We start from the raw sequence: 20,041 nt of genomic DNA, 5'->3' as shown, positions 1-20,041 counted from the left end.
TTGTCATTAATTATTTTAAATGGCTAATTTTTATTTTTTTTATTTAAATAGAAAACCCAAGCGAACGGCCCAATTGCATAATATTAAATCAATGATGGCTATTCCATTCCGCTACGTTCAGAAGAAAGTGAGCGAAATACCTGCGGTGTCACATTGTAGGTCTGACGGAACACTTTGCAGAAATAGCTGGTCTGGGAAAATCCTAGATTCTTAGCAATGCTGGCAATGCTCCAGTCACTGTGCTGCAACATCTCTCTGGCATTAGCCATCCGTTGCTGATTGACCCAGGCATTAAAGCCGATGCCGTGGTATTTTTTAAACAATTTGCTGAAATAATAAGGGCTGAGATACACCTTGGCCGCGACTTCTTCCAGCCGCAGTTCTTCCGATAAATGCGCATCAATATAACGCAATGCCTTCTTCATTTTGCTGTCATGGGGGTGAGCCGGCCGTATTCTCCCCGGTTCTTTGCTGCCCATATTGTCATTGATAACCACAAAGTTGAGGTGTTTTTTGAGACAATTTTCAACAATCAGCTTTAATAAATCTGCCGACGCAATCACTCGCGAAAAGTCCATAATGGGCACATTGTGGAATTCGTCCATCAGTGCTGGATTTTGCTGCCAGTGGTTATCAACATTAAGAATATCAATCAGATAAACATCTGAGTGCAACCGCACCTGCCCACATAAAACAAACCCGACCAAATGACCGGCAATAACCAGCGGGATAGAGAAATCAGTTAACCCGGCGTGGCAGCGATAAATACAAGGTTCATTGGATTTTGAAGCTTCCAAGCCACCGCAGCGATCACTCATGCGGCAACGAAGATGATGCACTGGGTCTTGCCGCATCAATTGACAAAATGGCGTAAAATTAAAGAGATCAGAAATTTCTTCGCCGTGAATATTGACCACCACCACAGCCAGCCCAGTTGCCTGAGCAAAATCCTGCGCGATTTTATTTATGAGCTCTGAGTTTAGAGAACTGGCAGAAATCATGATAAAACCTCTCAGTTAATTTATTGTTATTAGTTTTTGTTTGTTACCATCGTTCATCCTTGAAATAATCAATGTGTTACTTTTTTGTTATATTTAATTCCCCCTCACCCAATAGAAACCTATTTCCCTGTACCAATTTATACTCTGGTGAAATGAAAAGTAATAACTCACTTTACCAGAATCATCATCAACAGGGGACGATAATCAGCCCATTAACCCGAATAGATCACGAAATTTCCTCATCCTGTTTCACCGGTTCAAGATGAGGAAACTCGCCTTAATTTATATACTGGCTTTCTCATCCTCTAACTTGCAGGTATTACACGGCAGATTTTTACCAATGAAGAAACGATAAACCGCCGCACCGAGGCAAGCCCCAATAATCGGTGCGATGATTGGGACAAGGAAATAAGGGATATCACGGCCACCGGTCATTGAGATTTTCCCCCAACCGGCAAAAAAGGTGAATAATTTAGGACCAAAATCACGCGCCGGGTTCATGGCGAAACCGGTTAATGGCCCCGTCGCCGCGCCAATCACTGCCACCAGAATACCAATCAATAGCGGCCCTAATGCCCCACGCGGTACTCCGTTACCATCATCCGTCAACGCCATAATCAGCCCCATCAAAATTGAGGTAATGATGATTTCAACAAAGGCAGCTTGCCATACGCTGATAGCCGGTGATGGGAAGGTACTGAAAATACTGGCTAATTGCAGGCTTTCCAGACTGCCGCGCACCATCTGATGGGCGGTTTCAAAATCCGTAAATAAGTTGTGATACAACATATAAGACAGCGCCGCCCCCCAAAAGCACCGGCAATCTGCGCAATGCTGTAAGGAATCACTTTACGGGCGGGGAAACAAGCAAACAGCCAGAGAGCAATAGTGATGGCGGGGTTGAGGTGAGCACCGGAAATCCCGGCGGTCAGATAGACCGCCAGTGAAATCCCCAGCCCCCATACAATACAAATTTCCCACAAACCAAAACTGGCACCGGCCACTTTCATCGCTGCCAGACAACTAATACCAAAAAACAAAAATAGCCCGGTGCCGAGAAATTCTGCGATACACTGAGCTTTGAGCGATTCATTCATAGGGTTACCCTGCTTGCGGTTAAATTAATACGTTATATACCCTAAATAATTCGAGTTGCAGGAAGACGGCAATTGAGTAAATCCCCGGGAGCTTACATAAGTAAGTGACTGGGGTGAACGAAAGCAGCCAACGCATATGCAGCTCGAAGTATGACGGGTATGGTATTGCACGGCCCTTGACCTGATCACTATAAAGAGACGGAAAATGAAAGTGTTGTCGTGATTAGCCATTAATTAAACAAAAAATAGAGTTCCTATAGCAAATTATTGCTATTACCTGGCCCATACCCCCCTCAAAACCCTGTCAACAAGCAACTTATTGTCTAATTAAATAATGTGACTTTTTTGTCATTTATTATTTCCGTTATTGTTAGCAAGCTCGCAATTTCTATTTTAATGTGAACCAGATTCCATCTTTATATTCGCGTGCGTGAGTACCAAAGAAAATAGGGGTTGTCACTGACTTAATTGTAATTATGAATATGCAAAAACCAATTATTACCACCCATCCATTAATAAATAGACTTATAAAATAATCAGTTAAATGAGCTCATGACAATAATTTGTTATTTCGTCACTAACCATTCCCGCCAGTAAATTCAATACAGCCATTCTTTTTCATTACTTGTTTGTATATTCAGTCGCAGCACGAACCTGACAACGTTATTACTGAATATAACAACATTACTTTTGAGTATGGCCATTCAAGCCAAAGCAATACCCTAAATAATTCGAGTTGCAGGAAGGCGGCAATTGAGTCAATCCCCAGAAGCTTATTGATTTTAAGGTCAATGGCAGTCAGTGACTGGGGTGAACGAAAGCAGCCAACACACATGCAGCTTGAAGTATGACGGGTAAGGGCACCTGATATTCGTCGAGGTATATATGCAACAAGAAGCACTAGGAATGGTGGAAACCAAAGGGTTGGCCGCAGCCATTGAGGCTGCTGACACCATGGTGAAATCGGCCAATGTGACATTAGTGGGCTATGAAAAAATTGGATCTGGCCTGGTCACCGTTATCGTCCGGGGTGACGTGGGAGCAGTTAAAGCCGCCACTGATGCCGGCGCGATTGCCGCCGCTAACGTGGGCGAAGTGAAATCTACCCATGTGATCCCCCGCCCCCATACCGATGTAGAAGCTTTTTTACCCAAGGGAAGTAAACCATGAGTAGCAATGACCTGGTTGACCAAATCATGGCGCAGGTGATAGCAAAAGTCAGCGAGCACGCCCCGGCGTCTTCTGTACAACCATCCTATAAACAACGAGATACGGCTATGGCTGAGAAAACTTGCAGTTTAACGGAATTTGTTGGAACCGCGATCGGCGACACCGTCGGACTGGTGATCGCCAACGTAGACAGCGCCCTATTGGACGCCATGAAGCTGGAAAAACGTTATCGCTCAATTGGTATTTTGGGCGCACGTACCGGCGCTGGCCCACACATCATGGCGGCTGATGAAGCGGTAAAAGCCACCAATACCGAGGTGGTCAGTATTGAATTACCCCGTGATACCAAAGGCGGCGCAGGTCATGGTTCGCTAATTATCTTCGGCGGTGATGATGTTTCTGACGTAAAACGCGCCGTCGAAGTGGCATTGAAAGAGTTAGACCGGACATTCGGTGACGTTTATGCCAATGAAGCCGGTCACATTGAATTGCAATACAGCGCCCGCGCCAGTCATGCCCTGGAAAAAGCGTTTGGCGCACCACTGGGCCGCTCTTGCGGCGTGATTGTCGGCGCACCGGCTTCTATTGGTGTTTTGATGGCCGATACCGCCGTGAAATCCGCCAATGTTGATGTGGTGGCTTACAGTTCCCCCGCACAGGGCACCAGCTTTAGTAACGAAGTCATTCTGGTTATCTCCGGCGATTCTGGCGCAGTCCGTCAGGCAGTTATTTCTGCCCGTGAGATTGGCAAAACGGTATTAGCCACTTTAGGTGCTGAACCGAAAAACGACCGCCCGTCTTATATCTGACGCCACAGTGAGGCTGTTTCATGAAATCGAAAAGATTTGAAGCGTTGGCGAAACGCCCGGTTAATCAGGACGGCTTTGTCAAAGAATGGATCGAGGAAGGCTTTATTGCCATGGAAAGCCCGAATGATCCAAAACCTTCCATCAAGATTGTCAATGGTGTGGTGACCGAGCTAGACGGCAAACCACAAAGCAGTTTTGACCTGATTGACCACTTTATCGCCCGCTACGGTATTAATCTGGAGCACGCGGAAGAAGTGATGAAGATGGATTCCATCAAGTTGGCCAATATGCTGTGTGACCCCAATGTGTCGCGCCGCACTATTGTGCCGCTGACCACCGCCATGACTCCGGCCAAGATAGTCGAGGTGGTTTCCCATATGAACGTGGTGGAAATGATGATGTCGATGCAGAAAATGCGCGCCCGTCGGACTCCATCACAACAAGCTCACGTGACCAACGTGAAAGATAATCCGGTGCAAATTGCCGCCGATGCGGCGGAAGGCGCATTCCGTGGTTTCGATGAGCAAGAAACCACGGTGGCCGTAGCCCGCTATGCGCCATTCAACGCCATTGCGCTGTTGGTGGGATCACAAGTGGGCCGCCCCGGCGTACTGACCCAATGTTCGCTGGAAGAAGCCACCGAGCTGAAACTGGGGATGCTGGGCCACACCTGTTACGCCGAAACTATTTCAGTTTATGGCACTGAGCCGGTGTTTACCGACGGCGATGATACGCCATGGTCAAAAGGCTTTCTCGCCTCATCTTATGCCTCTCGCGGCTTGAAAATGCGCTTTACCTCCGGCTCCGGCTCTGAAGTGCAAATGGGCTATGCCGAAGGCAAATCCATGCTGTATCTCGAAGCGCGCTGTATTTATATCACCAAAGCCGCCGGGGTTCAGGGGCTGCAAAACGGCTCCGTCAGTTGTGTCGGCGTGCCGTCTGCGGTGCCATCGGGCATTCGCGCCATTCTGGCCGAAAACCTGATTTGTTCGGCGCTGGATTTGGAATGCGCCTCCAGTAACGACCAAACCTTTACCCACTCAGATATGCGCCGTACTGCTCGTCTGCTGATGCAGTTCCTGCCGGGGACTGACTTTATCTCCTCTGGTTATTCTGCGGTACCGAACTACGACAACATGTTCGCGGGCTCCAACGAAGATGCCGAAGATTTTGACGATTACAACGTCATGCAGCGCGACCTGAAAGTCGATGGTGGCCTGCGTCCGGTATTGGAAGCTGACGTGGTGGCGATTCGCAATAAAGCCGCGCGCGCCCTGCAAGCTGTATTTGCTGGGATGGGCTTGCCGCCAATCACTGACGAAGAAGTGATTGCCGCGACTTATGCCCACGGCTCGAAAGATATGCCGGAACGTAACATCGTCGAAGACATCAAGTTCGCTCAGGAAATTATCAGCAAAAACCGCACCGGTCTGGAAGTCGTGAAAGCCCTGGCGCAAGGCGGCTTTGAAGATGTGGCGCAAGACATGCTTAACATCCAGAAAGCCAAAATTGCCGGCGACTACCTGCATACCTCGGCAATCATCAAAGGTAATAACCAAGTGTTGTCGGCGGTGAATGACGTCAATGACTACGCGGGGCCAGCTACCGGTTACCGGCTGGAAGGTGCACGTTGGGAAGAAATTAAAAATATTCCAAACGCGCTTGATCCGAATGAGCTTGGCTAAGGGGTTCACGAGATGGTGGATATTAACGAAAAACTGTTACGCCAAATTATTGAAGGCGTATTGCAGGAAATGCAGGGAGACAAAAATACTGTTTCCTTTAAGCAAGAAACCCAGCCTGCAGCAGCGGCTGTTGCGTCCGGGGATTTTCTCACTGAAGTGGGTGAAGCCCGTCCCGGCACTCATCAGGATGAAGTGATTATTGCCGTCGGTCCGGCATTTGGCTTGTCGCAAACCGCCAATATCGTCGGTTTATCGCACAAAAACATTCTGCGCGAAGTGATTGCTGGTATCGAAGAAGAAGGGATCAAGGCGCGGGTGATCCGCTGCTTTAAATCCTCCGACGTGGCTTTTGTCGCGGTAGAAGGCAACCGCCTGAGTGGTTCTGGGATTTCTATCGGTATCCAGTCAAAAGGCACCACGGTGATTCATCAGCAAGGTTTGCCGCCGCTCTCGAATTTAGAGCTATTCCCGCAAGCCCCATTGCTGACACTGGAAACCTATCGCCAGATTGGTAAAAACGCCGCTCGTTACGCCAAGCGGGAATCACCACAACCGGTTCCGACCCTGAATGACCAAATGGCACGGCCAAAATATCAGGCCAAATCCGCGATTCTGCATATTAAAGAAACCAAGTATGTGGTGATCGGCAAGAATCCTCAGGAACTCCGGGTGGCGCTTTAATTAAGGAAAACACAATGAATTCCGAAGCTATTGAATCCATGGTTCGCGATGTGCTGAGCAAGATGAACAGCTTGCAAAGCCAAACGCCAACTGCCGCGAGTGCTCCCGCGGCCAGTTCGCGCAGTGATGCCAAAGTCTCAGATTATCCGTTGGCGAATAAACACCCTGACTGGGTGAAAACCGCCACCAATAAAACACTGGATGACCTGACGCTGGCGAACGTCTTAAACGGCAGTGTCACTTCACAGGATTTGCGTATTACCCCAGAAATCCTGCGAATTCAAGCCTCTATTGCTAAAGATGCGGGCCGCCCGCTGCTGGCAATGAACTTTGAGCGTGCAGCCGAGCTGACCGCGGTACCGGATGACAAGGTGCTGGATATCTACAACGCCCTGCGCCCATTCCGCTCCAGCAAAGAAGAGTTGAATGCCATCGCTGATGAGTTGGAACAGACCTACAAAGCGACCATTTGCGCCGCTTTCGTGCGCGAAGCTGCCGTGTTGTATCTCCAGCGCAAGAAGCTAAAAGGCGACGATTAATTTGGCGATATCAAACGAAGGGAAATAGGTCGTTGGGGTCGTAGCGGCGTGAGCCGCCGGAGCGCCCCTAGACATATAAGCCCTTCGCTCACCTCGGCTAAATCAGAGGGGTGTTACTGTCAGCAACTTAAGGTAAGAGATATGGATTACATCGTCGGGGTAGACATCGGCAACTCATCAACAGAAGTCGCATTGGCACAATGCATGGCTGATGGTCAGTTGCACTTTGTTACCAGTACCCTAACCGAAACCACCGGTGTCAAAGGGACGCAACGCAACATTTTCGGCATCAATAAGGCGCTAAATATGTTGGTGGAAAAGGCCGGTATCGCGCTGAGTGATATCAGTCTAATCCGCATCAACGAGGCGACCCCGGTCATTGGTGATGTGGCGATGGAAACCATTACTGAAACCATCATCACTGAATCCACCATGATAGGCCACAATCCGAAAACTCCCGGTGGGCTGGGGTTGGGCGTTGGGGTAACCATCACGATTGATGAGCTGGTCACTCGCGACCCTACCCGGCCTTACATTCTGGTGGTGCCTTCAGCGGTTGATTTTGCCGATGTTGCGGCTGTGGTGAATGCGGCTCACGGCGCTGGATACCACATTACCGCGATTATCCTGCAACGGGATGATGGGGTGCTGGTCAGTAACCGCCTCACGCATCCATTGCCCATCGTCGATGAAGTCTTGCATATCGACCGCATCCCGATGGGTATGCTGGCGGCAGTTGAAGTTGCCATGCCGGGTCAAGTGATTGAAACCCTTTCAAACCCTTATGGTATTGCCACCGTATTTGAACTCAATGCCGAAGAAACCAAAAACATCGTCCCAGTGGCACGCGCCTTAATTGGCACGCGCTCTGCGGTGGTGGTGAAAACACCCGAGGGCGATGTTAAAGCCCGTTCTATTCCGGCGGGTCATTTGGAGCTATTTGCCAATGGCCGTACCCTGCGGGTGGATGTCGCCACCGGTGCTGAAGCTATCATGACTGCGGTCAACAGCTTCCGGCATCTGGATAATGTCAGTGGCGAAGCCGGTACCAATATCGGCGGCATGCTTGAGCACGTGCGCCAAACCATGGCCGAACTGACCAACAAACCGACCAGTGAGATCTTCATTCAAGATTTGTTGGCGGTTGACACGGCGGTGCCAGTCAATGTCACCGGCGGTCTGGCGGGAGAGTTTTCGCTTGAACAGGCGGTGGGTATCGCCTCAATGGTGAAATCTGATCGCCTGCAAATGGCACACATCGCCAGTGAAATCAAAAAGAACCTAAATATTGAGGTACAGGTCGGGGGGGCGGAGGCCGAAGCGGCGATACTCGGCGCGCTGACCACACCAGGGACGCGGCGGCCACTCGCCATCCTCGATTTAGGGGCTGGATCTACCGATGCCTCTATCATCAATGCGCAGGGTCAAATCGTTGCCACCCATCTGGCAGGAGCCGGGGACATGGTCACGATGATCATCGCCTCTGAACTGGATTTGCAAGACCGCTATTTGGCCGAAGACATCAAAAAATATCCCTTGGCAAAAGTGGAAAGTCTGTTCCACCTGCGCCACGAAGACGGCAGCGTTCAGTTCTTCCCACAACCGCTGCCGCCCGAAGTTTTTGCCCGATTGGTGGTGGTTAAACCGGAAGGTCTGACCCCTCTGCCGGGGGATTACGCACTGGAAAAAGTGCGCAATATCCGCCGTTCTGCCAAAGAGCGGGTATTTGTCACTAATGCGCTTCGCGCCCTACGTCAAGTCAGCCCGACCGGCAATATCCGCGATATCCCCTTCGTGGTGCTGGTTGGCGGCTCCTCGCTGGACTTCGAAATCCCACAATTGGTGACCGACGCTCTCTCCCACTACAAGCTGGTGGCTGGTCGCGGCAATATCCGTGCTAGTGAAGGCCCGCGTAATGCGGTTGCCACCGGGCTGATTCTGGCCTATCAGCGGGAGAGTTATTGATGAACTTTACCCAAGATGCACCCGCGATTGTTATCAGCCTAACTTCGTCAACCCCTGAGGCGATTTGGCACCAGGTATTACTGGGGATTGAGGAGGAAGGTATTCCCTGGCAATGGCAGCAAGACGATGACACGGATGCCATACAACGCGCCTGGCAGGCGGCGACCCGCTCTCCATTATTGGTGGGGCTGGCATGTTCTGCCGACGAAGTGATTGTGCATTTTCGTCATTTACCGCCCGCCAACCCGCTATTTCGGCAGGAACGCGAGCAGAACGAAGACCAATTACGGCGGTTGGGTAACAACGCCGCCCGACTGGTTAAAGGTCTACCGTTTAAGTTTTCACTCTAAAGTCCCCCCCCTATAACCCCGATGAAGGATAGAGAAATATGAATAACGCATTAGGACTTATCGAAACCAAAGGTCTGGTCGCGGCCATCGAAGCGGCTGACGCCATGGTCAAATCCGCCAATGTCCAACTGGTGGGCTACGAAAAAATCGGCTCCGGCCTGGTCACTGTCATGGTTCGCGGCGATGTTGGCGCAGTGAAAGCTGCCGTTGATGCCGGCTCGGCGGCCGCCAGCGCGGTGGGTGAAGTGAAATCTTGCCATGTTATCCCGCGCCCACACAGTGATGTAGAAGCCATTTTACCGACCTCTGCCTAAGGGTAAGAAGAGGAGCACTGTGTGAAAACGTCACTGGGTTTACTGGAAGTTAGCGGTTTAGCGCTGGCGATTGGTGCGGCGGATGCGATGGCAAAGTCAGCATCTATCAACCTGATAGGTATAGAAAAAACCAACGGTTCCGGCTGGATGCTAATCCGCCTGACCGGTGATGTGGCTTCAGTTCAGGCGGCAATCAGCACCGGTGCCGCCTTTGCCCAGCAGCATCATGGTCTGGTCTCAAGCGCAGTATTGGCCCGCCCGGCGGATGCCCTGATGGCGCACTGGCAAACAGCCAAACTTGAGCCGATAACCGCCAAACCGACAACCTTGAGCGAACCTGCTCCAGCGGTCGTCATCGAGGTGATTATCCCTGAAATACCCGCATTCGAAGAAGAGGAGGCAGAGGCAGCACCAATCTCACCACCGGCCAATGCCGCCAGCGACGATGAACCTGGCGTAGCCTTGGATGTGGCAATAATGGCTCAGGATATGGAAATAAAAAGTGCAGAAAGTGAGGCCCTGCCAGCTCTGCGCGTGAGCTGCAATCTCTGCCTCGATCCGGTTTGCCGACGCCATAAAGGTGAGCCTCGCTTTCGCTGTATCCACTTGGGTAAACGAGGAAAAGTCTGATGGAAAAAGCGTTACTGGAACCCGTTGTCAGTAAGATCCTCGACGAAATGCGTCTTCGTCCGATCCCGCTTGGGGTTTCCAATCGACACCTGCACCTCTCGGTGCAGGATTACCAACAATTGTTCCCCGACCAGCCGCTGATGGAGAAAAAAGCGCTGCTCCAGCCCGGTCAGTATGCCGCCGAACAGACGGTAACCTTGATCGGGCCGAAAGGCAGCTTAAAAAATGTGCGTATTCTTGGCCCGCTGCGCAGTCACAGCCAGGTTGAAATCTCCCGCACTGACGCGCGCACATTGGGGATCAATGCGCCGCTGCGGATGTCGGGCAATCTGGACGATACGCCCGCTATCCGGCTGGTCAGCCCGTATGGCGAGCTGGAATTACCGCACGGTGTGATTGTAGCGCTGCGCCATATTCATATGTCACCGCTGGATGCCCTTATCTATCGGGTCAAACACGGTGACCGGGTGCAGGTGGCAATTCAGGGGAGCGGGCGGCGGTTGATTTTGGACGATGTGGCTATCCGTGTGTCACCGCAAATGAAACTGGAAATGCACATTGATACCGATGAGGCCAATGCGGCTGGCGCTGACGACCCCGCCGCGTTCGCCACGTTATTAGGCCCGTCACGGACAGCGCAGCCATGAATCTGACTCAGGCGCAAACCGAACAACTGGTCAGCCAGATTGTCACGCGGTTGGCTGAGCGCGAACGTCGGGTTCACGCCCTACGGCTGCCGCAGCTACGCGCCGGGCTGGATTCCTCGGTATTCACGCACTATGCCACGCTGCATTTAATGTTGCCGGATTTGGCGTTTATCCACCGGTTGGCGCAGTTCGATGCCACTTGCCCGGCGGTGGCGGCGCTGAATGAGGCCTGGTCGTGGGGCATGAAAGTACATATCAGCCTGCACCGCCAACTGCTACCCGCCCTGCCCTCGGCGGCACTGCGCCCATTGCCACTGAGCTTCAGTGACAACCAAGGTCTGGCGGTGCGGCTACATGCAGGCCAGGTATTGAGTTATCGCGATATTGCCACACTTGACCCCGGTTGGTTGCTGATTGACCACCCCACGTTGGTTACACCGCTGGCACAGGAAACCCTGTCAGCCCGTCACATTCAACTGTTAAGGCAGGAGTAAATCATGCAACTGGCCCGAGTGGTAGGTTCTGTGGTCTCAACGCAAAAGTCACCGACGCTGATTGGTAAGAAACTGCTGTTGGTGCGCCGTGTCGCCGGCGATGGCTCCTTGCCAGCGGACAGCAACACGCCGGATGAAGTGGCGGTCGATTCGGTCGGTGCGGGTCAGGGCGAACTGGTGCTGCTATCCGGAGGTTCCAGCGCTCGGCGCGTTTTTGCCGAACCGAATGATGCTATCGACCTGGCGATTGTCGCCATCGTCGATGAATGCTCTTACTGATGATGACTGTTCTTACTGATTAAACGGTGATTTTATGAGCATCTATACCAAAACCGGTGATGCGGGCACCACCGCCCTGTTCACCGGCCAGCGAGTCAAAAAAAGTCATCCTCGGGTGGAAACCTACGGCACCTTGGATGAACTGAATGCAGCACTTAGCCTGTGTGCCCGCGTAGCGCAAGGCGCTGAAAACCTTCAGTTACTTGATGCCGTGCAACATCAGCTGTTTTATTTCAGCGCCGAGCTGGCCAGTGAGGGTATCGAAACCCCGCCCAGTGGGCGAAAAAGTATTCGCGAACAAGATATTCAAGCGCTGGAACAGGCGGTGGATCGCTGCATGGCGCAACTGCCGCCGGTGCACGGTTTTATCCTGCCCGGTAACACCGAAGCCGGGAGCCGCTTGCATTTTGCCCGCACTCTGGCACGGCGTTGTGAAAGGCGATTAATAGAGCTGGCCGAGCAAGTGCCAGTGCGCCCGGTGTTATTGCAATACCTTAACCGGCTATCCGATTGCTTGTATGCCCTGGCCCGTGATGAAGATCAACGCCAGCAATTACAGCAAACAGCACAAACCGTGGTGGCCCGTTATCTGGCGGCAACCGTAGAAAAGCCAACACCGCCGCTGACTCAGCCCACCACCGCAGAACTAGGATTTTCTGATGTTCACCAGCTAGTTAAGTTAGCCGTTGAGGCCGCCATGACATTACAGATTGCTGTAGTTGTGGCACTGACCGACCGCCACGGCAACCTGATTATGACCTACCGCATGCCCGATACCCTGCTAGTGAGCAGTGAACTGGCACCTAAAAAGGCCTGGACCGCCGTTGCTTTAAAAACCGCCACCCACCAGCTGAGTGCTGCGGTGCAACCGGGGGCCGACCTGTTCCAACTGGAGGCCAGCACCGGCGGCAAAGTGGTGAGTTTTGGTGGCGGCTACCCGCTGTGGCGCAACGGCCAATTAGTGGGCGGGCTAGGGATAAGCGGCGGTAGTGTCGAACAAGATATGCACATAGCAGAAGCGGCCATATCGGCTTTACATCTGAGGAATGAATAATGAATACCAATGACCTTGAATCTCTCATTCGCACCATCCTCACCGAGCAACTGACGCCGGTAACGGCCTCTGCCTCCAGCGCCATTTTTGCCAGTGTGGATGAAGCCATCAATGCCGCTCACAGCGCGTTTTTGCGCTATCAGCAAAGCCCAATGAAAACCCGTAGCGCCATTATCAGCGCTATTCGTGAACAGCTAAAGTCACAACTCGTCTCTCTATCTGAGCGCGGTGCCAGTGAAACCGGCATGGGTAATAAAGAAGATAAAATCCTGAAAAATAGAGCGGCACTGGAAAACACACCGGGTATTGAAGACTTGTCCACCACCGCGCTGACCGGCGACGGCGGCATGGTGTTATTCGAATATTCGCCCTTTGGCGTCATTGGTTCGGTCGCCCCCAGCACCAACCCGACCGAAACCATTATCAATAACAGTATCAGTATGTTAGCAGCCGGTAATGCAGTGTATTTCAGCCCACACCCTGGCGCTAAAGCCGTGTCACTGGATTTGATCGCCCAAATCGAAGAGATCATTTTCAACAGTTGCGGTATTCGCAATCTGGTCGTGACAGTGAAAGATCCGAGTTTTGAAGCCACTCAACAGATGATGGCCCATGACAAAATTGCTTTGCTCGCCATCACGGGTGGCCCAGCCATTGTCGCCATGGGCATGAAAAGTGGCAAGAAAGTGATTGGGGCCGGTGCCGGTAACCCGCCTTGCCTGGTGGATGAAACTGCCGAGTTAGTCAAAGCGGCGCAGGATATCGTCGCCGGAGCTTCATTCGACTACAACCTCCCCTGTATTGCCGAGAAAAGCTTGATTGTGGTGGAAAGTGTTGCCGACCGTTTATTGCAACAGATGCAGGCCTTCGATGCATTACTGATAAGCAATCCGCAAGAGGTCGACAGCCTACGCAAAGCCTGCCTGACCCCACAGGGCCATGCTAATAAAAACCTGGTCGGTAAAAGCCCAATTGAACTGCTGCAAGCGGCTGGCATCGCCTGCCCGGCTAAAGCCCCGCGCCTGTTGCTGGTCGAAGTGGCCGGTGACGACCCCTTAGTCACCACCGAACAATTGATGCCGCTGTTACCGGTGGTGCGGGTAAAGGATTTTGATGCGGCCCTGACACTGGCACTGCACGTCGAGGGCGGTCTGCATCATACCGCGACCATGCATTCGCAGAATGTCTCGCGCCTAAATCTAGCCGCGCGCCTATTGCAAACCTCCATTTTCGTCAAAAACGGCCCGTCCTATGCCGGGATCGGCGTCGGCGGTGAGGGCTTTACCACCTTTACCATCGCCACTCCTACCGGAGAAGGCACCACTTCGGCGCGCACTTTTGCCCGTCAACGCCGCTGTGTACTGACTAACGGTTTCTCCATTCGCTGAGCGAGGACGTATGAAAACTTTTTTCCTGCAAACACGCATTTATAGCGGGGAAGGCAGCCTCAAGGTGCTGCAACGCTTTCATCAGCGCAAAATCTGGATAATTTGCGACGGCTTTTTGGCGACCTCCCCGCTGTTGGATAAGCTCAAACAAGCGCTACCCGCTGACAACCAGATAACCTTGTTCAGCGATATCACCCCCGACCCGAACATCGCCACGGTGGTCAAAGGGATTGAGCAGATGCAAGCGCTGCGCCCCGACATTGTGATTGGTTTTGGTGGTGGTTCAGCACTGGATGCCGCCAAAGCCATTGTCTGGTTTAGCCGTAAACAGGGGCTGGAGATAGAAACCTGTATTGCCATCCCGACCACCAGCGGCACCGGCTCGGAAGTCACCAGCGCTTGCGTGATAAGTGACCCGGAAAAAAATATTAAATATCCGATATTTGACGATGAAATTTATCCTGATATCGCCATTTTGGATGCGGCACTGGTGGCCAGTGTGCCGCCTGAAATTACCGCCAATACCGGGTTGGACGTGCTGACTCATGCGCTGGAAGCCTATGTTTCACCGCGTGCCAGTGATTTTACCGATGCGCTGGCAGAGAAAGCGGTGCAACTGGTATTTCGTCATTTGGCAACCGCCTGCCGTAAGGGCGATTGCCTGATAACTCGTGGAAAAATGCACAATGCCTCGACACTGGCTGGCATCGCATTCAGCCAGGCGGGGCTGGGAATTAATCATGCCATCGCCCACCAATTGGGCGGTCAATTCCACATTGCTCACGGCTTGGCGAATGCCCTGCTGCTGGTGCCGGTAATTCGCTTTAACGCCGCCGATGCGCGGGCGCGGAAACGCTATGCGCGGCTGGCGAAATTGTGTCATTTCAGCCCGGCCAATGGCGACGAGCGCGGCGCGGTGAATCAACTTATTCACCAAATAGAATTACTGAAACGCCAGTGCGGGCTGCCTCAGCCGTTGGCGGCGATGAAAGTCAATGAACGCCAGTTGCAGCAACAGATTCCAGACATGATTACTGCCGCTCAGGCCGACGTGACATTGCGTACTAACCCGCGCGCAGCTGACCGCCAAGATATCCGTGGAATTATCGAGGCGCTTTATGAGTGATATTCAGATGCCGGAGGCCAACGTGCTGCGCTCGCCACCCGCTTATGGCCAACTGACACCATGTGACGCCGCCACTATCCAACAGCGGGTGTGCGATGCCGGGGTGGTCGGGGCCGGTGGGGCTGGATTCCCCACTGCGGTGAAGTTACAGGCGCAGGCAGACATTTTTCTGGTCAATGCCGCTGAGTGTGAACCTATGTTGAAGGTGGATCAGCAATTGATCCCGCGTCAAGCGGCACGGCTGGTGCGCGGCGTGCTGTATGGCATGGTGGCAACCGGTGCACGCGAAGGCATCATTGCACTGAAAGCCAAGTATGGCGAGGCGATTGCGGCGCTGACGCCGCTGCTGCCACCGCAAATTCGGCTGCATATTTTACCTGATGTTTACCCCGCCGGTGATGAAGTGATCACCATCTGGCTAGCAACCGGCCGTCGGGTTCCGCCCGCCGCACTGCCCATCAGCATTGGGGTGGTGGTCAATAATGTGCAAACTTTGCTCAATGTGGCTCGGGCAGTGGAACAGCAATGGCCAGTGACCCGCCGCACTCTGACCGTCAACGGTGCGGTGGCGCGACCCTTAACCTTGACCGTGCCATTAGGAACTTCCCTGCGCGAAGTATTGGCGTTAGCCGGTGGCGTGACCATTAATAATCCGGCCTATATCAATGGCGGCCCAATGATGGGCCATGCGCTGCATGACCTCGATCAGCCGGTGACCAAAACCACTGGCGGCCTGCTGGTGCTGCCAGCCTCTCATCTGTTGATCACCCGCCGCGCTCGCAGTGATAGGGATGTACTGGCCATCGCCCGCACCGTCTGTGAGCAATGCCGCATGTGTACTGAACTCTGCCCACGCCACCTTATCGGCCATGAACTACCGCCGCATCTGCTGGTGCGGGCGATTATTTATCAACACGTTGCTACACCCGATATTTTGCTCAGCGCCCTCACCTGCTCGGAATGCAGCCTGTGTGAAAGCTATGCCTGCCCGGTGGATATCTCACCGATGCGCATTAACCGCCTGCTGAAAACCCAGTTACGTGCCCAAGGGGCACGCTATCAAGGAGAACTGCGGGAAGCTGACCCAATGGCAAATTACCGCCTGGTGCCGACATCACGGCTGATTACCCGATTAGACCTGACTGACTGGTATCAAGCCGCGCCTTTCAGTGAGGAAAGCTATTGCCCGCAACAGGTGATTTTGCCGTTGCGTCAGCATATCGGCGCATCCACAGAAGCTATCGTCACCGTGGGTGAGCGGGTAGAACACGGCCAGTTGATTGGGCAAATCCCGCATGGTGCCTTGGGCGCACCGCTACACGCCAGTATCAGTGGTGTCATCACGGCCATCAGTAACAGCGCCATCACCCTAAGCCGCGGCTGACCGTGTTTTTTAAAGAGGAATCGGCATGTCACAAGCCATTGGAATTGTTGAATTAAGCAGTATCGCCAAAGGGATGGAAGTCTGCGACCTGATGCTGAAAAGCGCTAACGTCGACCTGTTGGTCAGCAAAACGCTGTGCCCCGGCAAGTATTTATTGATGGTCGGGGGCGACATCGGAGCAGTGACGCAATCGGTGCAAAATGGTGAACAGCACAGCGGGCATTTATTGGTCGACAGCATCGTGCTGCCCAATCTTCACTCGTCAGTATTACCCGCCATCAGCGGCCTTAATCTGGTGGAGAACCGCCAGGCGGCAGGTGTGGTGGAAACCTGGAGTGTGGTGGCCTGCATCACTGCTGCCGACCGAGCGGTGAAAGCCGCCAATGTCACTCTGGTGCGCATTCATATGGCTTTTGGTATCGGCGGCAAATGTTATCAGGTACTGAGTGGCGATATTGCCGATGTACAAACCGCCGTCGAGGTCGCCAGCCAATGTGCCGGTGAAAAGGGATTATTGATTTACAGTTCAGTGATCCCACGTCCCCATGAGGCGCTGTGGCGTCAGTTAGTTCAGGAGGCATGATGGAAACCAACAGTACCCCCGAGCGCGTGATTCAGGAATATGTCCCCGGCAAACAGATCACTCTGGCGCATCTGATAGCCAACCCGAATAAGGCACTTTACAAAAAACTGGGGCTAAACGATATCAGTAGCGCCATCGGCATTCTGACGATTACCCCCAGTGAGGCCTCGATTATTGCCAGTGATATCGCCACCAAATCTGGCGCGGTTGAGATTGGTTTTATTGACCGCTTCACTGGCGCAGTGGTGTTTACCGGCGATGTTTCCGCAGTGGAATACGCCCTAAAACAGGTGATTCACACTTTGGGCGACATGATGAAATTTACCGCCTGTCCGATGACCCGGACTTAATGCCATGCAGCGCATCATGTTGATTGGCCCCAGTCAGTGCGGCAAAACTTCGCTGATTCAGCGTTTACACGGTGAGGCGCTGAATTACCAGAAAACCCAGTCCATTATCTGGCAGGACAATGCCATAGACACACCGGGCGAGTATCTGGAAAACCGCTGTTTATACAGTGCGTTACTGGCGAGTGCTTGTGAGGCCGATGTAGTGGGGTTGGTACAAAATGCCGATGCAACACAGAGCTGGTTTGCCCCGATGCTGGCACAGGTTTTCAATAAGCCGGTGATTGGCATTATCAGCAAAGCCGATACCGTCAGCCACCCAAATCAACTGAGCTGGGCGGCGGACTGCCTCACTCAAGCGGGCGCACAGCATATTTTTATTACCTCGGCGCAAACCGGCGAGGGGTTAACTGACCTTATGACCTATTTGAATCCCTTATGACTTATTTAAAACATTGTGGAGAGTCGCATGCCCGGTAAGATTATGGCGATTAACGCTGGTAGTTCTTCGTTGAAATTTCAGCTGTTTTCCATGCTAAATGGCGAACAAGTGCTGTGTCAGGGATTAATTGAGCGCATTGGTATGGATGATGCGGTATTTAACCTGCGGGCCGGTGATGTGAAATGGCGAGAAACGCTGCCCATCGCCGATTGCCGTCAGGGCGCTGAATACCTACTCAAGGCGCTGATTGAGCACAACATTATTGACTCGCTGGATGAAATCAGCGGGGTGGGTCACCGGGTTGCTCATGGTGGTGAGGCCTTTGCCGATTCAGTGCTGATAACCCCACAAGTGCTGGATAAAATTGAACAATTAGGCACATTAGCGCCGTTGCATAACCCGGTGAATGCGCTGGGTATCCGGGTGTTTCAGCAGGCCCTGCCCCATGCCAGCGCCGTGGCAGTGTTTGATACCGCTTTCCACCAAACGCTCAGCCAAACCTCATACCTTTATCCGCTGCCATGGCGCTACTATGAGGATCTCGGGATCCGCCGTTACGGCTTCCACGGCACCAGTCATAAATATGTCAGTACCCTTTGTGCCGAGCGCATGGGGCGGCCACTGGAAGAACTGCGCATTATCTCCTGCCATCTCGGTAATGGCTCCAGTATTTGCGCCATCGGCAATGGGCATTCCGTCAATACCTCCATGGGCTTCACCCCACAGGCCGGTATTATGATGGGTACCCGAAGTGGCGATATCGACCCGTCCATTCTGCCTTTTATTCAGCAAACGGAAGGCAAAAGTGCCGCCGAAATTAACCACCTGATCAACAACCAATCCGGTTTGCTGGGTATCTCCGGCATTTCTCATGATTATCGTGATGTGGAACAAGCCGCCAACAGTGGCAATTCCCGCGCTGCCGTAGCCCTTGAGCTATTCGCCGAGCGGATCCGCGCCGTGATTGGCAGCTATATCGTGCAATTGGGCGGGATTGACGCGCTTATCTTTACCGGCGGCATTGGTGAAAACTCGCGCAGCGCCCGCCAACAGATATGCCGCGAGCTAGAGTTTCTGGGTATTGAACTGGATAAAGAGAAAAACCTCAAAAATCAGTTCTTTATTCAACAAACTAATGCCCCGGTACACATCGCCATCGTCAATACCAATGAAGAATTAATGATTGCCCGTGATGTTCTGCGCGTGGCATTGAACTTGCCGGTACAGCCGGCCCTCGCCGCACAATGAGAGGCAATATGAAAAGTGGGAAAGTTTGGCTAGTAGGCGCGGGGCCGGGGGATGCGGCACTGATTACAGTAAAAGGATTACATGCCATTCGCCGCGCCGAAGCACTGGTATATGACCGGTTAGTTTGTGAAGAATTATTAGCTGAAGCCCCGGACGGGTGCGAAATGATCAATGTGGGTAAAACGCCCCATCATCATTTGGTGCCGCAAACACAAATCAATCAGATTCTGGTGGATTGCGCCCAGCGCGGCCTGAATGTGGTGCGGCTCAAAGGCGGCGACCCTTATGTATTCGGGCGTGGCGGCGAAGAAGCCGAAGCGCTGGCATTGGCGGATATTCCATTTGAAGTGGTGCCGGGGATAAGCTCCGCCATCGGCGGGCTGGCCTATGCGGGGATCCCAGTCACTCATCGCGATTATGCTTCTGGTTTTCATGTGGTTACCGGCCACTTGCGCCAAGGCAATGAACCACAGGACTGGGCAACATTGGCAAAACTGGAAGGCACACTGATTATCCTGATGGGAATGACGCAACTGACCCCCATTTGCCAGCAATTGATTGCCGCGGGTAAAGCAGCGAGCACACCCGCCGCAGTGGTGATGTATGCCAGCCACCAACAGCAACAGGTGGCCAGTGGCACCCTGACCACCTTAGCGGATCAAGTGGCGGCGCAAGGGTTATCCGCCCCAGCGCTGATTGTGATTGGTGATGTGGTGCGCTTGCGCGAGATTCTGGCATTCACTCCAGAAATACTGTCACTAAACTCAACTCCCTCGCTTATGGTACTCTGAACACACATGCTATAGGG

General features: G+C 52.8%; 22 protein-coding genes and 1 pseudogene. 21 read left to right on the top strand and 2 right to left on the bottom strand.

The features are described 5' to 3' along the window. Nucleotides 1-98: 98 nt before the first annotated feature. A complete protein-coding gene (gene pocR / locus DX162_RS13640; RefSeq protein ID WP_004388827.1) occupies nt 99-1,001 on the bottom strand; it encodes a transcriptional regulator PocR in 903 nt (300 codons plus the stop codon). Nucleotides 1,002-1,283: 282 nt separating this feature from the next. Beyond that, nucleotides 1,284-2,098, bottom strand: a pseudogene (gene pduF / locus DX162_RS13635) (propanediol diffusion facilitator PduF). 885 nt (nt 2,099-2,983) lie between these two features. Between pduF and pduA the strand changes: the two are divergent. From pduA to cobA, 21 genes are all read left to right on the top strand, one after another. Beyond that, nucleotides 2,984-3,268 carry a propanediol utilization microcompartment protein PduA gene (gene pduA / locus DX162_RS13630; protein WP_004388824.1) on the top strand — a complete coding sequence of 95 codons (285 nt, stop codon included), beginning with the start codon at nt 2,984-2,986 and terminating at the stop codon, nt 3,266-3,268. Further along, entirely contained in the window at nt 3,265-4,077 is an 813-nt protein-coding gene (pduB, locus tag DX162_RS13625) for a propanediol utilization microcompartment protein PduB (protein WP_032819028.1), read from the top strand. The genes pduA and pduB overlap by 4 nt, the downstream gene beginning before the upstream one ends. A 20-nt stretch (nt 4,078-4,097) precedes the next feature. Then, nucleotides 4,098-5,762, top strand: a complete 1,665-nt coding sequence (gene pduC, locus DX162_RS13620) for a propanediol dehydratase large subunit PduC (RefSeq protein WP_004388822.1) — start codon at nt 4,098-4,100, stop codon at nt 5,760-5,762. A 15-nt stretch (nt 5,763-5,777) separates the two neighbouring features. Beyond that, the gene (locus tag DX162_RS13615; protein WP_169311104.1) at nt 5,778-6,443 is read left to right on the top strand and encodes a propanediol/glycerol family dehydratase medium subunit; all 666 of its coding nucleotides are present in this window, start codon (nt 5,778-5,780) and stop codon (nt 6,441-6,443) included. A gap of 14 nt (nt 6,444-6,457) precedes the next feature. Then, complete coding sequence (pduE, locus tag DX162_RS13610; RefSeq protein ID WP_004388820.1) at nt 6,458-6,982, top strand: propanediol dehydratase small subunit PduE; 525 nt, start codon at nt 6,458-6,460, stop codon at nt 6,980-6,982. A 141-nt stretch (nt 6,983-7,123) separates the two neighbouring features. Beyond that, nucleotides 7,124-8,947: a diol dehydratase reactivase subunit alpha gene (locus tag DX162_RS13605; RefSeq protein ID WP_004388819.1), complete on the top strand. Its 1,824-nt coding sequence runs from the start codon at nt 7,124-7,126 to the stop codon at nt 8,945-8,947. Beyond that, nucleotides 8,947-9,297, top strand: a complete 351-nt coding sequence (locus DX162_RS13600) for a glycerol dehydratase reactivase beta/small subunit family protein (RefSeq protein ID WP_032819027.1) — start codon at nt 8,947-8,949, stop codon at nt 9,295-9,297. The genes DX162_RS13605 and DX162_RS13600 overlap by 1 nt, the downstream gene beginning before the upstream one ends. Nucleotides 9,298-9,335: 38 nt before the next feature. After that, nucleotides 9,336-9,611, top strand: a complete 276-nt coding sequence (gene pduJ, locus DX162_RS13595; protein WP_004388818.1) for a propanediol utilization microcompartment protein PduJ — start codon at nt 9,336-9,338, stop codon at nt 9,609-9,611. A gap of 21 nt (nt 9,612-9,632) precedes the next feature. Beyond that, nucleotides 9,633-10,241: a BMC domain-containing protein gene (locus DX162_RS13590; protein WP_098081219.1), complete on the top strand. Its 609-nt coding sequence runs from the start codon at nt 9,633-9,635 to the stop codon at nt 10,239-10,241. Beyond that, complete coding sequence (locus tag DX162_RS13585) at nt 10,241-10,888, top strand: phosphate propanoyltransferase (RefSeq protein ID WP_004388816.1); 648 nt, start codon at nt 10,241-10,243, stop codon at nt 10,886-10,888. Before DX162_RS13590 ends, DX162_RS13585 begins: the two co-directional genes overlap by 1 nt. Beyond that, the gene (gene pduM, locus DX162_RS13580; protein ID WP_032819026.1) at nt 10,885-11,382 is read left to right on the top strand and encodes a microcompartment protein PduM; all 498 of its coding nucleotides are present in this window, start codon (nt 10,885-10,887) and stop codon (nt 11,380-11,382) included. Before DX162_RS13585 ends, pduM begins: the two co-directional genes overlap by 4 nt. A 3-nt stretch (nt 11,383-11,385) precedes the next feature. Beyond that, nucleotides 11,386-11,661, top strand: a complete 276-nt coding sequence (locus tag DX162_RS13575; RefSeq protein ID WP_004388814.1) for a EutN/CcmL family microcompartment protein — start codon at nt 11,386-11,388, stop codon at nt 11,659-11,661. A gap of 34 nt (nt 11,662-11,695) precedes the next feature. Continuing rightward, nucleotides 11,696-12,715: a cob(I)yrinic acid a,c-diamide adenosyltransferase gene (locus DX162_RS13570; protein WP_032819025.1), complete on the top strand. Its 1,020-nt coding sequence runs from the start codon at nt 11,696-11,698 to the stop codon at nt 12,713-12,715. Next, on the top strand, nt 12,715-14,103 hold the full coding sequence (locus tag DX162_RS13565; protein ID WP_004388813.1) for an aldehyde dehydrogenase family protein: 1,389 nt from the start codon (nt 12,715-12,717) through the stop codon (nt 14,101-14,103). Before DX162_RS13570 ends, DX162_RS13565 begins: the two co-directional genes overlap by 1 nt. 10 nt (nt 14,104-14,113) lie before the next feature. Continuing rightward, complete coding sequence (locus DX162_RS13560) at nt 14,114-15,229, top strand: 1-propanol dehydrogenase PduQ (RefSeq protein WP_098081216.1); 1,116 nt, start codon at nt 14,114-14,116, stop codon at nt 15,227-15,229. Further along, nucleotides 15,222-16,613: a 4Fe-4S dicluster domain-containing protein gene (locus tag DX162_RS13555; RefSeq protein ID WP_032819024.1), complete on the top strand. Its 1,392-nt coding sequence runs from the start codon at nt 15,222-15,224 to the stop codon at nt 16,611-16,613. Before DX162_RS13560 ends, DX162_RS13555 begins: the two co-directional genes overlap by 8 nt. Nucleotides 16,614-16,638: 25 nt before the next feature. Further along, a complete protein-coding gene (locus DX162_RS13550; RefSeq protein ID WP_004388809.1) occupies nt 16,639-17,196 on the top strand; it encodes a BMC domain-containing protein in 558 nt (185 codons plus the stop codon). After that, on the top strand, nt 17,196-17,546 hold the full coding sequence (gene pduU / locus DX162_RS13545) for a propanediol utilization microcompartment protein PduU (protein WP_032819023.1): 351 nt from the start codon (nt 17,196-17,198) through the stop codon (nt 17,544-17,546). The genes DX162_RS13550 and pduU overlap by 1 nt, the downstream gene beginning before the upstream one ends. Nucleotides 17,547-17,550: 4 nt before the next feature. Then, nucleotides 17,551-17,985, top strand: coding sequence for a EutP/PduV family microcompartment system protein (locus DX162_RS13540; RefSeq protein ID WP_004388808.1), 435 nt, complete (start codon nt 17,551-17,553; stop codon nt 17,983-17,985). A gap of 27 nt (nt 17,986-18,012) precedes the next feature. Continuing rightward, complete coding sequence (locus tag DX162_RS13535; RefSeq protein WP_004388807.1) at nt 18,013-19,233, top strand: acetate/propionate family kinase; 1,221 nt, start codon at nt 18,013-18,015, stop codon at nt 19,231-19,233. An 8-nt stretch (nt 19,234-19,241) separates the two neighbouring features. Continuing rightward, nucleotides 19,242-20,024: a uroporphyrinogen-III C-methyltransferase gene (cobA, locus tag DX162_RS13530; RefSeq protein ID WP_004388805.1), complete on the top strand. Its 783-nt coding sequence runs from the start codon at nt 19,242-19,244 to the stop codon at nt 20,022-20,024. The last annotated feature ends 17 nt before the right edge of the window (nt 20,025-20,041 follow it).

This window comes from Yersinia kristensenii, from assembly GCF_900460525.1.
GTDB classification, from domain to species: Bacteria; Pseudomonadota; Gammaproteobacteria; order Enterobacterales; family Enterobacteriaceae; genus Yersinia; species Yersinia kristensenii.
The sequence above is the reverse complement of the archived record's forward strand: the minus strand, read 5'-3'. Positions and strand labels throughout refer to the sequence as shown.